Here is a 14,271-nt window from a genome sequence, read left to right as displayed (position 1 = left end):
GACAGTAAGAAAAAACAATAAAAAGAAAAGGAGCGCTTCATGAAAACAACAATAAAGCTGGGCCTTATCGCCTCGTGCCTCGCTGCGCCGTTTGGCGCCCAGGCTCTGGAATTCGCCGGTTACTTGCGCAGCGGCGCAGGCACATCGACCGGCAGTGGCAAGCAGCAATGCTTCCAACTGCCGGGGGCGCAAACCAAGTACCGCTTGGGCAACGAATGCGAGCAGTACGCGGAGCTGGAGCTGCGTCAGGATTTGCTGACCCTAGATGACGGGTCGGTGTTCAGCGTCGATGCCATGGCTTCCCTCTACAACAAGTACGACCGCGCCCTGAAGTTCCAGGGCGAAAACAACGGTTCGGCGCGTATGCCGCAGATGTATGCGCAATGGTCCAATCTGCCCAGCCTCAATGGTGGTTCGCTGTGGGCCGGGCGGCGTTACTACAAGCGTAACGACATCCATATCTCGGATTTCTACTACTGGAACCAGAGCGCCACCGGCGGGGGAATCGAGGATGTGCTGATCGGCGGCTTGAAATACAGCTACGCCCTGTCGCGCAAGGACAACCTGTACCAGAAGGAATACGCCACCCGTCACGACTTCAACGTCGCAGGTTTCAAGACCAACCCCGGTGGCGAACTGGAGCTTGGCTTGAGCTACATCGCCAAGGCCGGTGGGCGTGACACCAACAGCGGCTGGGCGCTGACGGCGCAGCATGTACAAGCGGCCTTCCTGGGTGGCAAGAACAAGTTTGCCCTGCAGTACGGCGAAGGCCCTGGCACCGGCCTGGGTTACACCGGCAATACCAGGCTGGACAAAAGCAGCAAAAGTTACCGCGCCGTGGAGTTCTTTGATTGGCAGGTGACACCGCGTTTCGGTGGACAAGTTGAAGCTGTGTACCAGAAAGATGTGCGCCCTGGGCGTCAGGATCAGAACTGGATGTCCCTCGGTGTGCGTCCGGCGTATGCGCTCAGCGAGCAATTCAAACTGGTCACTGAGCTGGGGCACGATCAGGTCGAGGCCACCGGAGGTACGCGCAAACTGAGCAAATTTACCTTCGCCCCGACCTGGTCGCCCAAAGGCCCGGAGTTCTGGGCTCGGCCAGAAGTGCGGTTGTATTACACCTATGCGTCCTGGAACCAGGCGGCCAAGCGTGCGGCCAATGAGCTGGCGGCGGGCTCGGCGTTATCCGATACCGGCGCCTATGGCACCGCGCGGCATGGTTCGAACGTCGGTGTGCAGGTCGAATATTGGTGGAAGTAATCCGGGCTCCCACCTTTGATCTTCGTCATCCTCAACCTTGCATCGACTCAATGATTTTTAAAGAACAACACAAACAGGTGAAGTCATGACCACATCTCAACCCCTGGAACTGCTGGCACCCTTGTCCGGGGTTTTGCTGGCGCTGGATCAGGTGCCCGACCCGGTATTTTCCGGCCGCGTGATTGGCGATGGCCTGTGCATCGACCCCACCTCGCAGACCCTCTGCGCGCCAGTGGCCGGGGTGATCAGCAACATTCAGGACAGCGGCCACGCGGTCAGTGTCACCGCCGATAACGGTGTGCAGGTGCTGCTGCATATTGGCCTGGACACCGTGAACCTGGCAGGCCAGGGCTTCACCCGCCTGGTCGAGGAAGGCCAACGGGTGGAGGCCGGGCAGCCGCTGATCGAGTTCGATGCAGACTATGTGGCGCTCCATGCACGCAGCCTGTTGACCTTGATGCTCATTGTGAGCGGCGAGCCGTTTGTGCCGTTGGTGGCCGATCAGGCGCTGGTCGAGTCCGGCCAGCCACTGTTGCAGGTTTCACCGGGGCAGATGGCCGCTGAGGTGGACGAGGAGGAGGGCAATGCGCTGTTCTCCAAGCCAGTAACCCTTCCCAATGCCAACGGCTTGCACGCCCGACCTGCGGCAGTGTTTGCCCAGGCGGCAAAGGGGTTCAGTTCCAGCATCTTTCTGCACAAGCAAACCTTGAGCGCGAATGCCAAGTCGCTTGTGGCGATCATGGCGCTGCAGACCTCCCAGGGCGATAGCCTGCAGGTGAGCGCGGCGGGCGAGGATGCCGAGGCGGCGATCCAGGCGCTGGTGGCGTTGTTGCTCGACGGCTGTGGCGAGACCTTGCCGGTAGCGGTCGAGAAGATCAGCAGGCCCGCTGCGCCGGCGTCTTCGGCGACCGTGCTGCGGGGCGTCTGCGCATCACCGGGCTCGGCGTTTGGCCAGGTTGTCCAAGTGGCGGAGCCGGCGCTCGATATTCCCGAAGCTGGCGCCGGAGAAACCTTTGAACGGGCCGCATTGGCGCGTGGCCTGCGGGCGGCAACCGAGGCGCTGCAAGGCTTGCAAGCCAAGGCGGCCGGCAGTGCCCAGGCTGAAATCTTTCGCGCCCATCAAGAATTGCTCGAAGACCCCACCCTGCTGGAACAAGCCTATAGCCTGCTGGCCGAGGGCAAGAGTGCCGCCTTTGCCTGGAACCGCGCCACAGTGGCGACCGCCCAACTCTTCGAGGGCCTGGGTAAAGCACTGCTCGCTGAGCGTGCGGCGGACTTGGCCGATGTTGGCCAGCGCGTGCTCAAGTTGATCCTGGGCGTGCCCGAGCGATCAATGGAGCTGCCGGAGTGCGCCATCCTGGTCGCCGAACAGCTGACGCCTTCACAAACCGCCGGCCTGGATGCCAGTAAAGTTTTAGGCTTCGTCACGGTCGCCGGTGGCGCGACCAGCCATGTGGCAATCCTCGCCCGGGCGCTCGGCCTGCCGTCGATTTGCGGGGTGCCTAGCCAGGTATTGGCCCTGGCCAACGGCAAGCGGGTGCTGCTCAATGCTGACAAAGGCGAGCTGCACCTGGAGCCGGACCTGGCTGAAATCGAACAATTGCAGGCAGTTCGCCAACAGCAAAAACTGCGGCTGCAACGTGAAGTGGCGCAGGCCTCACGGGCGGCGGTCACCCGCGATGGGCATCATGTCGAAGTCACGGCCAACGTGGCTTCGTTGCAGGAAGTAAAGCAATCCCTGACCCTGGGCGGGGAAGGCGTGGGCCTGCTGCGTTCGGAGTTCCTCTACCTGGACCGCAACCGTGCCCCTGGCGCCGAAGAGCAGGCTGGCACCTACAGCGCCATCGCCCGCGCCCTGGGTACCGAGCGCAACCTGGTAGTGCGCACTTTGGATGTGGGTGGCGATAAGCCCTTGGCCTATGTGCCGATGGAAAGCGAGACCAACCCGTTCCTTGGCCTGCGCGGTATTCGCCTGTGCCTGGAGCGCCCCGAGTTGCTGCGTGAACAGCTGCGCGCGATTCTTGCCAGCGCAGGCCTGGCGCGGCTGCATATCATGTTGCCGATGGTCAGCCTGCTGTCGGAGCTGCACCTGGCGCGCAAGATGCTCGAAGAAGAGGCGTTGGCGCTCGGGCTGACCGAGTTACCGAAGCTGGGCATCATGATCGAAGTCCCCAGCGCGGCGCTGATGGCGGATGTGTTTGCGCCCCATGTGGATTTCTTCTCCATCGGCACCAACGACCTGACCCAATACACCCTCGCCATGGACCGTGACCACCCGCGCCTGGCCAGCCAGGCCGACAGTTTTCACCCGGCGGTACTGCGCTTGATCGACATCACCGTCAAGGCGGCCCATGCCCACGGCAAGTGGGTGGGGGTATGTGGTGCGCTGGCCTCTGAAACCGTGGCGGTGCCGGTATTGATCGGGCTCGGCGTGGATGAGCTGTCGGTCAGCGTGCCGCTGATCCCGACCATCAAGGCCACCGTGCGTGAGCTGGACCTGCTCGACTGCCAGATCATCGCCCGCCAAGTGCTGGGCCTGGAAGAAGCCGGCCAAGTGCGTGAGGCCCTGCGCCTGTACCACGCCGCCACCGTTGAAACCTCACCTGTCGTGGAGCACTGAGCATGTTCGAGAAATTGCAGCGGGCGTTCTGGAAAGCCCTGACGCCTGATTTGGTGGCGGATTCGGTTGCCGTACCGACACCGAGCCTGTTGTCGGCCGAGGTGCTGAGTGCATTGGGTGGGGAGGGGAACGTCACGTCACAGCAGCGCGTGGCACTGACGCGGGTGAGGGTGCAATTAAAGGAGGTGGGTGGGTTGGATGAGTCGGCGTTGAAGGCAGCGGGCATACCCGCCGTGATGGTACTGCCGGGCGGCGTGCTCCACCTGCTCACCGGCCTATAAGGCTACGATGATCAAATGTGGGAGCCGGGCTTGCCCGCGATAGCAGTGTGTCAGGCGCCGAATACCTTGACTGTCAGGCCGCCATCGCGGGCAAGCCCGGCTCCCACAGGGATTTGCAGTGTGCGGGCTGTCGTGATCAGAGTTGAGGGGTGTCTTGCGCAGGCTTGGTCTTGTCCACGCCCGGCACATGCAGGTTGCCTTCCACCACCTGGTTGCCTTCCAGTTGCGGCTGGGTCACCCAGGTAAGAATGTCGTAGTAACGCCGGATGTTCGCCACAAAATGCACCGGCTCGCCGCCACGTGCATAACCATAGCGGGTCTTGCTGTACCACTGCTTCTGCGACAGGCGTGGCAGCATTTTCTTCACGTCCAGCCACTTGTTCGGGTTCAGGCCTTCTTTCTTCGCCAGGATGCGCGCGTCGTCCAGGTGGCCGGTGCCTACGTTGTAAGCGGCGAGGGCGAACCAGGTGCGGTCGGGCTCGGCGATCTTGTCGTCCAGCTCATCCTTGATCCTGGCCAGGTACTTGGCGCCGCCCATGATGCTCTGCTTGGGGTCCAGGCGGTTGGACACGCCCATGGCTTGCGCGGTGTTCTGGGTCAGCATCATCAGGCCGCGCACGCCGGTCTTGGAGGTGACCGTGGGTTGCCACAGCGATTCCTGGTAGCCGATGGCTGCCAGCAGCCGCCAATCGACCTTTTCTGCCTTGGCATACGCACGAAAGTGTTTCTCGTACTTGGGCAGGCGTTGTTGCAGATGCTGGGCAAAGGTATAGGCGCCCACATAACCGAGCACGTCGACGTGCCCGTAATAACGGTCTTTCAGACGCTGCAAGGTGCCGTTCTTCTCCACCTTGTCCAGGTAACTGTTGATCTCGTTGAGCAGGCTGTTGTCGTCGCCTGCCGCCACGGCCCAGCTTTGATTGCTGGCATTGCCGAGGTCGAAGGCCACGCGCACATTGGGGAAGTACACCTGGTTCATGGCGACTTCGTTGGAGTCCACCAGGGTCAGGTCGATCTGCCCCTCGTCGACCATGCGCAGCAGGTCGACCACTTCAACCGCGTCGGACTCTTCGTATTCAATTGCGGGGTTCTGCTTCTTCAGCGCCGCCAGTTGCTCGGCGTGGGTGCTGCCCTTGAGCACCATGATCTTCTTGCCCACCAGGTCGGTGGCGTTGGTGGGGCGCGATTGGCCGTTGCGGTAGATGATCTGCGGGGTCACTTCCAGGTACGGGTGGGAAAAACGCACCTGTTGCCGGCGCTGCTCGCTGCTGACCAAGCCGGCGGCGGCCAGAACCGGACCGTTGGGTTTGCCCAACTGACCGAACAGGTCATCAAGGTTGTCGGCGGTCTCGATTTCCAGCTTCACGCCCAACTCGTCGGCAAAACGCTTGACCAGTTCATATTCGAAACCGGTCTGACCGTTACGGTCCTGGAAATACGTGGCCGGACTGTTGCGGGTGACCACCCGCAATACGCCATCCTCCTTGATTCGCTCCAGTGTGCTGGGTTTATCAACACAGGCACTGAGCATCAGGAAGAGCAGGGTGGCGATGAGCCATTTGACCCATCGCAGGCGCGAAACAGTTGGGAAGAACATCTGCGCAGTATACGCAAACGGCTCACGGCGCCATATCTCGACAGCGGCGCACTTGTCTGCTAGCCAGCGTAAAACTGTGCTGCAGCCCGCAGAAACGGGGCTTGGCGAGCGTTTGTGACGGTTAAAATAACTGCGCCCAATGCCCTGGATAACGCCCTGATCCCAGGCAAAGCGTGCCAACTGACGTTCGGCGGCGGCCACCGGTAGCGTTTCGGGTGCCGTTGGCGAAGGTTTACGCTAGAATGCACGGCCTCAAAGCACACCCCTTCCCGAGGCTGTCCCGAAGATGTTGATCCTGCGCGGCGCTCCTGCCCTTTCTGCCTTTCGCCACAGCAAACTCCTTGAGCAACTGAGCCAGAAGGTTTCAGCTGTTACAGGCCTGTACGCTGAATTTGCTCACTTCGCCGACGTAACCGGCGTCTTGACCGCCGACGAACAGCAAGTGCTGGCACGCCTTCTGAAGTACGGCCCAAGCGTTCCCGTTCAAGAGCCGACTGGCCGCTTGTTCCTGGTTCTGCCACGGTTCGGCACCATCTCGCCCTGGTCGAGCAAGGCCAGCGACATCGCCCGCAACTGCGGCCTGGACAAAATCCAGCGCCTGGAGCGTGGGATCGCCTTCTACGTCGCCGGCCAGTTCAGCGACGCCGAGGCGGAGCTGATCGCCAGCAGCCTGCACGACCGCATGACCCAGATCATCGTCAGCCAGCTGGAACAGGCTGCCGGCCTGTTCAGCCACGCCGAGCCGAAGCCGCTCACCGCCATTGACGTGCTGGGCGGTGGCCGCGCCGCCCTCGAGAAGGCCAACACCGAGCTGGGCCTGGCCCTGGCCGAAGACGAGATCGACTACCTGGTCAACGCCTTCAACGGCTTGAAGCGCAACCCCCACGACATCGAACTGATGATGTTCGCCCAGGCCAACTCCGAGCACTGCCGTCACAAGATCTTCAACGCCAGTTGGGACATCGACGGCCAAAGCCAAGAGAAAAGCCTGTTCGGCATGATCAAGAACACCTACGTGATGCACAGCGAAGGCGTTCTGTCGGCTTATAAGGACAACGCCTCGGTGATCGTCGGCTCCGTCGCCGGCCGTTTCTTCCCGGACCCGGAAACCCGCCAGTACGGCGCGGTGCAGGAGCCGGTGCACATCCTGATGAAGGTTGAAACCCACAACCACCCGACCGCGATTGCCCCGTTCCCGGGCGCAGCTACCGGTTCGGGCGGTGAAATCCGCGATGAAGGTGCTACCGGCCGTGGCGCCAAGCCCAAGGCGGGCCTCACCGGTTTCACCGTATCCAACTTGCAGATCCCGGGCTTTGAACAGCCGTGGGAAGTGCCGTACGGCAAGCCTGAGCGCATCGTCACCGCGCTGGACATCATGATCGAAGGCCCGCTGGGCGGCGCCGCGTTCAACAACGAATTTGGGCGCCCGGCGCTCACCGGTTACTTCCGGACCTTCGAGCAGTCCATCACCACCCCGCGTGGCGATGAAGTGCGCGGTTACCACAAGCCAATCATGTTGGCTGGCGGCATGGGCAACATCCGTGAAGAACACGTCAAGAAAGGCGAGATTCTGGTTGGCTCCAAGCTGATCGTGCTCGGCGGCCCGGCGATGCTGATCGGCCTGGGCGGCGGCGCGGCTTCTTCCATGGCCACCGGCACCAGCTCGGCAGACCTGGACTTCGCTTCCGTACAGCGCGAAAACCCTGAGATGGAGCGCCGCTGCCAGGAAGTCATCGACCGTTGCTGGCAGTTGGGTGACAAGAACCCGATCAGCTTCATCCACGACGTCGGTGCCGGTGGTTTGTCCAACGCCTTCCCGGAACTGGTCAACGACGGCGACCGTGGTGGCCGTTTCGAACTGCGCAACATTCCAAACGACGAGCCGGGCATGGCCCCGCACGAAATCTGGAGTAACGAATCCCAGGAACGCTACGTACTGGCCGTCGGTCCTGAAGACTTCGCACGCTTCCAGGCCATCTGCGAACGCGAGCGTTGCCCGTTTGCCGTGGTCGGCGAAGCCACTGCCGAGCCGCAACTGACCGTCACCGACAGCCACTTCGGCAACAGCCCGGTGGACATGCCGTTGGAAGTGCTGCTGGGCAAAGCCCCGCGCATGCACCGTTCGGCGGTACGTGAAAGCGAGCTGGGCGATGATTTCGACCCAAGCACGCTGGACCTGGCCAACAGCATCGAACGCGTGCTGCACCACCCGGCCGTGGCGAGCAAAAGCTTTTTGATCACCATCGGCGACCGCACCATCACTGGTCTGGTGGCCCGTGACCAAATGGTCGGCCCATGGCAGGTGCCGGTGGCTGACGTTGCCGTCACCGCCACCAGCTTCGACGTGTACACCGGTGAAGCTATGGCCATGGGTGAGCGCACGCCGCTGGCCCTGCTGGACGCTCCGGCGTCGGGCCGCATGGCCATTGGTGAAACCCTCACCAACATCGCGGCCTCGCGTATCGGCAAGCTGTCCGACATCAAATTGTCGGCCAACTGGATGTCCGCTGCCGGCCACCCGGGTGAAGATGCGCGCCTGTACGACACGGTCAAAGCCGTCGGCATGGAGCTGTGCCCGGAACTGGGTATCACCATTCCGGTGGGCAAGGACTCCATGTCCATGGCCACCCGCTGGAACGAAGACGGCACCGACAAGAGCGTCACTTCGCCGCTGTCGCTGATCGTCACCGGCTTTGCGCCGGTCACCGACATCCGCCAGACCCTGACCCCGCAACTGCGCATGGACAAGGGCACCACCGACCTGATCCTGATCGACCTGGGCCGTGGCCAGAACCGCATGGGCGCCTCGATCCTGGCGCAGACCCACGGCAAGCTCGGCAAGCAGGCCCCAGACGTCGATGACGCCGAAGACCTCAAAGCCTTCTTCGCCGTGATCCAGGGTCTGAACGCCGACGGCCACCTGCTGGCTTACCACGACCGTTCCGACGGTGGTTTGCTGACCAGCGTTGTCGAAATGGCCTTCGCCGGTCACTGCGGCTTGAACATCGTGCTCGACAGCGTTGCCGAGGATGCTGCCGAAATCAACGGCATCCTGTTCAACGAAGAGTTGGGTGCAGTGATCCAGGTACGCCAGGACGCGACCCCAGACGTGCTCGCCCAGTTCAGCGCCGCTGGCCTGGCCGAGTGCGTGGCGGTAATTGGCCAGCCGATCAACAACGGCGAAGTCAATATCTCCTTCAACGGCGACACGGTCTTTACCGGTCAGCGTCGTTTGCTGCAACGCCAGTGGGCCGAGACCAGCTACCAGATCCAGCGTCTGCGCGACAACGCCGACTGCGCCGAGCAGGAATTCGACGTGATCCTGGAAGAAGACAACCCGGGCCTGAGCACCATGCTCAGCTTCGACGTCAACCAGGACATCGCCGCGCCTTACATCAAGAAGGGCATTCGTCCTCAGGTTGCCGTACTGCGTGAGCAGGGCGTCAACGGCCAGGTGGAAATGGCGGCGGCGTTCGACCGCGCCGGCTTCAATGCGATTGACGTGCACATGAGCGACATCCTCGCCGGTCGCGTTGACCTCAACGAGTTCAAGGGCCTGGTGGCCTGCGGTGGTTTCTCCTACGGCGACGTGCTGGGTGCCGGTGAAGGCTGGGCCAAGTCGGCCCTGTTCAACAGCCGTGCCCGCGATGCGTTCCAGGGCTTCTTCGAACGCAACGACAGCTTCACCCTGGGTGTGTGCAACGGTTGCCAGATGATGTCCAACCTCAGCGAACTGATCCCGGGCAGCGAGTTCTGGCCGCACTTTGTGCGCAACCGTTCCGAGCAGTTCGAAGCCCGCGTCGCCATGGTGCAGGTGCAGGAGTCCAACTCGATCTTCCTGCAGGGCATGGCCGGTTCGCGTATGCCGATCGCCATCGCACACGGCGAAGGCCATGCTGAATTCGCCAGCGAAGAAGCGCTGCTCGAAGCCGACCTGTCCGGCACCGTAGCCCTGCGTTTCGTCGACAACCACGGCAAGGTCACCGAAAGCTACCCGGCCAACCCGAACGGCTCGCCGCGCGGGATCACCGGCCTCACCAGCCGCGACGGCCGCGTGACCATCATGATGCCGCACCCGGAGCGCGTATTCCGCGCCGTGCAGAACTCGTGGCGCCCGGAAGAGTGGAACGAAGACGGTGCCTGGATGCGCATGTTCCGCAACGCTCGCGTGTGGGTGAACTAAGGCCGTGTACAAGCTCGCCTTCTTCGTGCCCGACAGCCATGTGGAGACGGTAAAAACCGCCGTCTTCGCAGCCGGCGGCGGGCGCATCGGCGACTACGACAGCTGCGCCTGGCAAGTGCTGGGCCAGGGCCAATTCCGCGCGTTGGACGGCAGCCAGCCGTTTATCGGGCAGGTGGGCCAGGTTGAAGTGGTTGAAGAGTGGAAGGTTGAGTTGGTGGTGGCGGATGAATTGATCGTGGCTGTCGTGGCTGCTTTGAAACTCAGTCACCCGTATGAGACACCGGCGTATGAGGTGTGGCAGTTGGCGGATTTTTGATCTGTTGGCTGCATAAACAAGAAACCCGCTGGGCCAGTTTGGTCGGCGGGTTTTTTGTTGGCTGTAAGTGCCAATCGCAGGCAAGCCAGCTCCCACATTTGACCCCGTTGTCAGACCGTACATCAATCCCATGTGGGAGCTGGCTTGCCTGCGATGGCGTCGGTGCAAGCGCCTCAGAACTTTCCGACAAGCCTTTCAGGTTGTCCGTCGGAATCTGTCTCCCTAGCCTCAATCGGTCGCTGATAACTCAGTGATCGGGGCTTGAATTCAAGACCCGTCCAGCAATGATCTTGCGTACGGTTTGAAATTCTATATGCAAATTCCAGATTTCGTTGTTCCTCGCCTCAATACCAGCTCTGCGCTAGGGCAAGCTCTGATTTCAATGTTCAGAGCCATTGAAATGGAATTGACGCTCGAAGGCGCCAGTCCGGGCGCGGTCCAGGTCATTGTATTCGGTGGTTGTGCTGTTCATTTATATACCCACCACCGTGTGTCCACGGACGTGGATGCGGAGATTTATTGCGCAAATACTCAAGACACGCTGCGCCTACGAACATTGCTTGCAGAGTTTCCAGAACAGTTTTTCGATGAGCAGTCTGGCCGTGTCATGGAGTTGAACTATGACCTCCAATACAACACTAGCTTTGGTCCGCTCCACGAAGACTACTGGGAGCGAAGTCTTCCCCTGGAAGAGTTTCCTCTTGAGTCTGCGTTGCATCTTCATGTAGCTGCGCCTATCGACATTGCAATCTCCAAATTGGGCAGAGCCACTGATCAGGATGTAGATGACATCATGGCGTTGCTCAGGGCTGGCTTCATAGTGACCGCTGAGCTCCGTCAGCTGGCATTGCAGGCGATTGATATGTATGTTGGCAACAAAGAGCCACCCAGATCCATACTGACCAATATCTTGCACGATTATCTGGAGACTGCAGATGGCGAAGCCCTTTAACGGTCCGGTCCTCTCTTCCGCCTTGGACACACTGGTCAAAAGCCCCTTGAATCAGGCTGATGATGCTGCCTTGGTCAGTGCAGCGAAAGCTGTGTGGTATTCGGATACCAATCTTGTGGGCGAGGTGAGGGCGTTCATTCAGGAGCACTCCAGTGAGGTAGAGCTTCGTCGCGCAGGCTATTTGCTTGAGCGCTTCACACGCTTTTCGTGTGCGACCGATAGTCGGGTAAAGGAAGCGTTGAAGGCGCTTGAACTGTTCTCAGCCTCAAGGCAATACGTGAAATCCCAAGGCGCTGTTGCGTTGCGCAGTCGTCGTGACGAACTGGCAATGTCCTGGGGATTAAGTGAGGGTCTGGGTTTGAAGGTTCAGACCTTGATGCCTTTTCAGACCCGCCACTATGAAGCCGACCAGCGTGCGAAGTCTGCCTAGGTATAGATAGCTATCAAAGAACTCGGCTTAGGCCTAATGCCGTTCAGTTAAGCGTATATCGCCCTCTGTAGGAGCGAGCTTGCTCGCGAAAAGCGTCAACGATAACGCGTGCTTCCTGAATGAACGCGGCGCCTGTGAGTTTTTCGCGAGCAAGCTCGCTCCTACAAAATGCCTTAACTGAACGGCATTACGGCTTAGGCCGAGTTTTTGCTGTCTGCGATATCTTCAGCTCTCGGAGATTTCCGACAAGCCTTTCAGGTTGTCCGTCGGAACTCGCACAACTAACCTTCGCCAGTCGCTGCCAATTCAGTGACCGGGACTGCAAGCCCGCCGAAACCTCACCAGTTAGTCACAAGCGCCTTTATAATTGCGGCGCTTTTTCATGGTCGCCATTTATGGCGGCTGTGTGCGGGAGACCTTCGGGTCTACCGAGACTTGCTGGTGACTCTCGGTCTTGCAGGCCCGCACACAGCTGCCACCCATCATCTGCAAGTGATGCTGGTAGTTCTTACTTCACACCAGAGGTTTACCATGATCAAAGACAGCCCAAATCCCCCATCTGATTCCCAGCCCACCGACCAAATCTTCACCATCCTAACCAACCTGAACAGCGAAACCCTGCTCGCCAACGCCTCCCAAGACCTGGCATCCGTGCAGGCACTGGCGGGTCAACTGGCTTTTGATGTCGACGGCCCCCTGCGTGATGCAGTGCTGGGGATTCATCGGATGGTGGAAGGGATCCAGTTGATGGTGGATCGGGTGCTGGATCTTCACGAAGTGTCAGCAGCCACCGCTAACTGATCGTTCCCACGCTCCGCGTGGGAATGCATCCTGTGACGCTCTGCGTCACCCTTGCGCAGGGCGGGACGCAGAGCGTCCGGGGCGGCATTCCCACGCAGAGCGTGGGAACGATCGGTCAGGCGTTGATAGGGCGGGTAACCAACCGCTCCAAAGCCTCACCCAAACCTAAAGCCTTGTCACCAATCAACAAGTGCCAAACCCCGCTATCCAGCTGGCTCACACCCTTGCAACCCAGCGCAGTGAGGTCCGCTTCAGACAGCACCGAATCATCCCCCAACTCCACCCGCAACCGGGTCATCGCTACCGCTTCCAGTTGGCGCACATTCTCTCGGCCACCCAGGGCATTCAGCCACTTTTCGGCCTCGTGTACATTCACCGCCACCGGCTTATCCACAGGCGCAACCGCTACAGGCGTTGCGGCAACAAACCCCGGCATCGCCAAGCGAATCTCATCAGCAATGCTATCGGCCATTGGCCCAACCACTACCTGCAAACTGCCGCCGTTCCCCGGCCGCACCACAGCCATGGCGCCCAGCGCTTTCAACGCTGCATCCACCGCCTTGTTGCGATCCACCATGTCCAAGCGCAGCCGCGTGGTGCAAGCACCCACACTCAGCAAGTTCTCAGCCCCACCCAACGCCTGGATATAAGCCGTCGCACGCTGGTTATCGCTCATCGCTTCAGCCTGCACCACCTGGATGTCTTCACGGCCCGGCGTCTTCAGGTTGAAGCGGCGGATGCAGTAGCTGAACACCGTGTAGTAGATCACCGAGTAGGCCAGGCCCACCGGTACCACCAGCCAGCCATTGGTGGACTTGCCCCAGCCCAGCACCATGTCGATAAAACCACCGGAGAAGGTAAAGCCGAGGTGGATATTCAGCATATTGGTCACGGCCATCGACAGGCCGGTCAGCAGTGCATGCAGCAAGTAGAGGAACGGCGCCAGGAACATGAAGGCAAATTCAATCGGTTCGGTCACCCCGGTGAGGAACGAGGTCAGCGCCATCGACAGGAAAATCCCGCCCATCACTTTGCGCCGCTCTGGCAACGCATTGCGGTACATCGCCAGGCACGCGGCGGGCAGGCCGAACAGCATCACCGGGAACATGCCGGTCATGAACTGGCCGCCTTTGGGGTCGCCAGCAAAGTAGCGGGTCAGGTCACCGGTGACCACCGCGCCGGTCACCGGGTCGGTAAAGCTGCCGAACACGAACCAGGCCATGTTGTTAAGGATGTGGTGCAAGCCGGTGACGATCAGCAGGCGGTTGAACACGCCAAACACGAACGCGCCCAGGCTGCCGCTTTCCATCAGCAGCACGCCGAAGCTGTTGATGCCGTGCTGGATCGGCGGCCAGATCAGGCCAAAGATTACGCCCAGGCCCACCGCCGAAAAACCGGTGACAATCGGTACAAAGCGTCGCCCGCCAAAGAACGCCAGGTACTCCGGCAGCTTGATGTCTTTGAAGCGGTTATACAGCGCGCCCGCCATCAGGCCGCTGGCGATACCGGCGAGCATGCCCATGTTGATGGACGTGTCCATCACCTTGAGTGTGGAGATCATCACCAGGTAGCCAATCGCCCCGGCAAGGCCTGCGGTGCCGTTGTTGTCGCGAGCAAAACCCACGGCAATGCCGATGGCGAAGATCAGCGCCAGGTTGGCGAAGATCGCCTGCCCGGCGTCGTGCATCACCGCGATATTGAGCAAGTCTGTGTCGCCCAGGCGCAGCAGCAAGCCGGCGATCGGCAGGATCGCGATCGGCAGCATCAGTGCGCGGCCCAGGCGTTGCAGGCCTTCGATAAAGTGTTGGTACATGGCGTGTCTCCCTATTCT

General features: G+C 60.8%; 10 protein-coding genes. 8 read left to right on the top strand and 2 right to left on the bottom strand.

Annotated features, from left to right (window positions below):
• Nucleotides 1-39 precede the first annotated feature (39 nt).
• From TX23_RS21300 to TX23_RS21290, 3 genes are all read left to right on the top strand, one after another.
• Complete coding sequence (locus TX23_RS21300; protein WP_057703901.1) at nt 40-1,260, top strand: maltoporin; 1,221 nt, start codon at nt 40-42, stop codon at nt 1,258-1,260.
• An 85-nt stretch (nt 1,261-1,345) separates the two neighbouring features.
• On the top strand, nt 1,346-3,880 hold the full coding sequence (gene ptsP, locus TX23_RS21295; RefSeq protein ID WP_057703900.1) for a phosphoenolpyruvate--protein phosphotransferase: 2,535 nt from the start codon (nt 1,346-1,348) through the stop codon (nt 3,878-3,880).
• 2 nt (nt 3,881-3,882) lie between these two features.
• A complete protein-coding gene (locus TX23_RS21290; RefSeq protein WP_057703899.1) occupies nt 3,883-4,161 on the top strand; it encodes a PTS transporter subunit EIIB in 279 nt (92 codons plus the stop codon).
• 136 nt (nt 4,162-4,297) lie between these two features.
• On the opposite strand, the gene mltF is transcribed toward TX23_RS21290, so the two are convergent.
• Nucleotides 4,298-5,758 (bottom strand): membrane-bound lytic murein transglycosylase MltF, encoded by a 1,461-nt coding sequence (gene mltF / locus TX23_RS21285; RefSeq protein WP_057703898.1) that lies wholly within the window; start codon nt 5,756-5,758, stop codon nt 4,298-4,300.
• A 286-nt stretch (nt 5,759-6,044) separates the two neighbouring features.
• Here mltF and purL point away from each other — a divergent pair, with 286 nt between their 5' ends.
• The 5 genes from purL (at nt 6,045) to TX23_RS21260 (ending at nt 12,440) form a co-directional block, all read left to right on the top strand.
• A complete protein-coding gene (gene purL, locus TX23_RS21280; protein ID WP_057703897.1) occupies nt 6,045-9,941 on the top strand; it encodes a phosphoribosylformylglycinamidine synthase in 3,897 nt (1,298 codons plus the stop codon).
• Nucleotides 9,942-9,945: 4 nt separating this feature from the next.
• On the top strand, nt 9,946-10,257 hold the full coding sequence (locus tag TX23_RS21275) for an NIF3 1 (protein WP_003193986.1): 312 nt from the start codon (nt 9,946-9,948) through the stop codon (nt 10,255-10,257).
• 313 nt (nt 10,258-10,570) lie between these two features.
• On the top strand, nt 10,571-11,209 hold the full coding sequence (locus tag TX23_RS21270) for a DUF6036 family nucleotidyltransferase (RefSeq protein WP_005791146.1): 639 nt from the start codon (nt 10,571-10,573) through the stop codon (nt 11,207-11,209).
• Nucleotides 11,193-11,639 (top strand): hypothetical protein, encoded by a 447-nt coding sequence (locus TX23_RS21265; RefSeq protein ID WP_032900861.1) that lies wholly within the window; start codon nt 11,193-11,195, stop codon nt 11,637-11,639. The genes TX23_RS21270 and TX23_RS21265 overlap by 17 nt, the downstream gene beginning before the upstream one ends.
• A 531-nt stretch (nt 11,640-12,170) precedes the next feature.
• Complete coding sequence (locus TX23_RS21260) at nt 12,171-12,440, top strand: DUF6124 family protein (RefSeq protein WP_020301367.1); 270 nt, start codon at nt 12,171-12,173, stop codon at nt 12,438-12,440.
• Between the two features lie 115 nt (nt 12,441-12,555).
• On the opposite strand, the gene nagE is transcribed toward TX23_RS21260, so the two are convergent.
• On the bottom strand, nt 12,556-14,253 hold the full coding sequence (gene nagE / locus TX23_RS21255) for an N-acetylglucosamine-specific PTS transporter subunit IIBC (RefSeq protein ID WP_057703896.1): 1,698 nt from the start codon (nt 14,251-14,253) through the stop codon (nt 12,556-12,558).
• Nucleotides 14,254-14,271: the final 18 nt, after the last annotated feature.

This window comes from Pseudomonas paralactis (genome assembly GCF_001439735.1).
Classification (GTDB): domain Bacteria; phylum Pseudomonadota; class Gammaproteobacteria; order Pseudomonadales; family Pseudomonadaceae; genus Aquipseudomonas; species Aquipseudomonas paralactis.
The sequence above is the reverse complement of the archived record's forward strand: the minus strand, read 5'-3'. Positions and strand labels throughout refer to the sequence as shown.

Excerpts from the sequence above, each read along its gene's own strand:
- nagE (WP_057703896.1), bottom strand. The coding sequence starts at position 14,253 with ATGTACCAACACTTTATCGAAGGCCTGCAACGCCTGGGCCGCGCACTG.
- TX23_RS21260 (WP_020301367.1), top strand. The coding sequence starts at position 12,171 with ATGATCAAAGACAGCCCAAATCCCCCATCTGATTCCCAGCCCACCGAC.
- mltF (WP_057703898.1), bottom strand. The coding sequence starts at position 5,758 with ATGTTCTTCCCAACTGTTTCGCGCCTGCGATGGGTCAAATGGCTCATC.
- ptsP (WP_057703900.1), top strand. The coding sequence starts at position 1,346 with ATGACCACATCTCAACCCCTGGAACTGCTGGCACCCTTGTCCGGGGTT.
- TX23_RS21270 (WP_005791146.1), top strand. The coding sequence starts at position 10,571 with ATGCAAATTCCAGATTTCGTTGTTCCTCGCCTCAATACCAGCTCTGCG.
- TX23_RS21300 (WP_057703901.1), top strand. The coding sequence starts at position 40 with ATGAAAACAACAATAAAGCTGGGCCTTATCGCCTCGTGCCTCGCTGCG.
- purL (WP_057703897.1), top strand. The coding sequence starts at position 6,045 with ATGTTGATCCTGCGCGGCGCTCCTGCCCTTTCTGCCTTTCGCCACAGC.
- TX23_RS21265 (WP_032900861.1), top strand. The coding sequence starts at position 11,193 with ATGGCGAAGCCCTTTAACGGTCCGGTCCTCTCTTCCGCCTTGGACACA.
- TX23_RS21290 (WP_057703899.1), top strand. The coding sequence starts at position 3,883 with ATGTTCGAGAAATTGCAGCGGGCGTTCTGGAAAGCCCTGACGCCTGAT.